The organism is Nostoc sp. UIC 10607, from assembly GCF_047228265.1.
Taxonomy (GTDB): domain Bacteria; phylum Cyanobacteriota; class Cyanobacteriia; order Cyanobacteriales; family Nostocaceae; genus Nostoc; species Nostoc foliaceum_A.
Map to the genome: position 1 here is coordinate 1 of NZ_JBIQNW010000200.1, position 966 is coordinate 966.

Annotated in this window: 1 protein-coding gene; it reads left to right on the forward strand. The window is 64.9% G+C overall.

From position 1 onward, the window contains the following. Positions 1–48: 48 nt before the first annotated feature. Positions 49–966 (forward strand): MFS transporter (locus ACEYW6_RS36360; RefSeq protein WP_412983631.1); only part of this gene is annotated, 918 nt, incomplete at its 3' end.

Sequence of the window (966 nt, forward strand, 5' to 3'; positions counted from 1 at the left end):
GTCGCCGATCGCAAGCGGCCGATGTAGCGCGAGGAAAAGCGCGTCATCCTGGCTTCTTCGGCCGGCACGATCTTCGAGTGGTACGATTTCTATCTCTATGCGGTGCTCGCGCCGTTCTTCGCGGCGCTGTTCTTTCCGCCCGGAAACGATACGGCGGCCCTGCTCTCCGCCTTCGCCACCTACGCCGCGGGCTTCCTGGTGCGTCCGTTCGGCGCGCTGTTGTTCGGCCGGATCGGCGACCTCGTCGGGCGCAAATACACCTTCCTCGTCACCATCCTGATCATGGGCCTGTCGACCTTCCTGGTCGGCCTGCTGCCCGGCTCCGCTACCTGGGGCATTGCGGCGCCGGTCATCCTGATTGCATTGCGCATGCTGCAGGGTCTCGCGCTGGGCGGCGAATATGGCGGCGCGGCGACCTATGTCGCCGAACATGCGCCCGACGACAAGCGCGGCTTCTACACGTCATGGATCCAGACCACGGCCACGCTCGGCCTGCTGCTCTCGCTGATCATCATTCTCGGCATTCGCGTCAACATGGGCGAGAAGGACTTCGCCGAATGGGGCTGGCGCATTCCCTTCCTCGCCTCGATCTTCCTGCTCGGCATCTCCGTCTGGATCCGGCTGCAGATGGAAGAGAGGCCGGCCTTCAAGAAGATGAAGGAAGAGGGCACGGGCTCCAAGGCGCCGCTGTCGGAGGCTTTCGGCCAGTGGAAGAACGCCCGCATCGCGCTGCTGGCCCTGTTCGGCCTCACCGCCGGCCAGGCCGTCGTCTGGTACACGGGCCAGTTCTACGCCCTGTTCTTCCTGCAGAGCATCCTGAAGGTCGACCTGTTCACGGCCAACGTGCTGATCGCATGGTCGCTGATCATCGGCACCGGCGGCTTCGTGTTCTTCGGCTCGCTGTCCGACCGCATCGGCCGCAAGCCGGTGATCCTGGCCGGCTGCCTCATCGCCGCCCTCACCTAC